A 1,708-nucleotide genomic window follows, 5' to 3' on the forward strand; every position below is an offset into this window, starting at 1 on the left:
CTGCGTCTCGGGCGTCATTGCCTGGGCTGCGGCGGGGAGGGCCGCAGCCTCGGCAATGACCCGCCCGGCCGTCCCGGAGGACGACGCGAGCGGTGGGTTCGGGGTAGAACCTGTTCTGTGATGATCCGAAGCCGCGGCCATGCGGGCGCGCTTCAGGTTGGCGAAGGCCTTTTCGTAGAAGGTGGGCGAAAGCTCCACGGCCTGTTCGAAGTGGGCCGCCGCCTGTGCGGGCTTGCCGTCCATGAGCAGGACGTAGCCGAGATTGTTGTGGGCCGAGGCGTCATCCCCGGCGTAGCGGAACGCTTCAAGGGCCTGCTCGGGGCGACCGAGGCGCGCCAAAGCCAGACCGAGGTTGTTGTAGGTGCGCGGGGACGCGCCGCCGGTCTCCAGCGCCTGCCGGAACAGGTCTGCGGCTCCGGTGTAATCCTGCCGGGCCATGCGCGTCACGCCGAGGTTGTTCAGCACGCGGGCCGCGTCGCTGCCGCTGCTGAGGTTGAGGGCCTGCCGGAAGTGTTCGGCGGCCTTGCCGCTCTGGCCCTTGCGGTCGAGCAGGATGCCGAGATAGCAGTGCGCCTTCCACTGTGCGGGGTCGCTCTCAACGGCCTTGCGCAGATGGGTTTCCGCTTCCTTTTCCAGCCCGGCCAGATAGTAGACCATTCCGGCGCCTGATTGGCCCCGGCGTGATCGGGCTGCTTTTCCAGCACGCTGCGGTACTCGGAAAGGGCGGTCTCCGTGGAGCCCTGATCGAGGAACATGTCACCCTTGTAGACGCGCACGTTTAGGTTCTCGGGGGCCTTCTTCTGGGCACGGGTAAAGTGCATGAGGGCCATTTCCGGCTTGTTCTTGGCAGCGAGGCCGAGGCCCACCTGAATGTGCTGTTCGGCGGTAAGATTGCTGCCGGAGCCCCATATCATCTCGTTGAAGTCCATTGAGGTGTCGGCCTTCTTGGGGGCGCAGCCCGAGGCGGCGACCACCAGTGCGACGAGCATCACGATGACGGGTATGGTTCTGGGCATGTTGTTTCTCCTTCCTTGGTGTTACTTCGGCAGTACCGCGAACACGTCTATGAAAAGCATGACTGCCGGGCCCATGATGACCACGAACAGGGCGGGCAGGATGAACATGATGAGCGGCAGAAGCAGCAGCACGGGCAGCTTGGCCGCCTTTTCCTCGGCGAGCTGGAACCGCTTGGTGCGCATGGTGTCCGAGTAGACGCGCAGGGTGCGGCCCACGCTGATGCCGAAGGTGTCGGCCTGCACCAGCAGCGAGATGAGGCTGTTGAGGTCCTCCACGCCGCAGCGTCTGCCGAGGTCGCGCAGGGCTTCGGTGCGCTTGCGCCCGGCGCGCAGTTCCAGCGTGAGCTGGTAGAATTCGAGGCTGATCTCCGGCGATCCGCTGCGCATTTCCGTACAGACGCGGGTGATGGCCTGATCGAGCCCCATGCCGGATTCCACGCAGACCACGAGCAGGTCGAGGGCGTCGGGCAGGGAGTTGACGATGGCCAGCCTGCGCTTCTTGGTGCGCATCCGGAGCCAGATGTCCGGGGCGTAGCAGCCAACTGCCGCGAGTGCCACAGAGCCGAGCACCGTGGGCGGGACGCCGAGGTCCGTGAAGGCGAACTGGCGCACCAGCAGGAATCCGCCCGCGAGCGTGATGGTCAGGCAGGCCTTGGCGCCTGAAAGACGCGCCAGCCGTCCGGGCGGCGGAT

The 1,708-nt window shown here is 65.9% G+C and carries 2 protein-coding genes; both read right to left on the reverse strand.

Going from position 1 to position 1,708, the window contains the following annotated elements; genetic code table 11:
* The coding region (locus JCM12178_RS17290) for a tetratricopeptide repeat protein (RefSeq protein WP_157054985.1) at window positions 1–657 on the reverse strand (657 nt) is incomplete at its 3' end.
* A gap of 380 nt (window positions 658–1,037) precedes the next feature.
* Window positions 1,038–1,708 (reverse strand): type II secretion system F family protein (locus JCM12178_RS17295; protein WP_054653220.1); only part of this gene is annotated, 671 nt, incomplete at its 5' end.

Source organism: Salidesulfovibrio brasiliensis JCM 12178, from assembly GCF_001311825.1.
Lineage (GTDB): Bacteria > Desulfobacterota > Desulfovibrionia > Desulfovibrionales > Desulfovibrionaceae > Pseudodesulfovibrio > Pseudodesulfovibrio brasiliensis.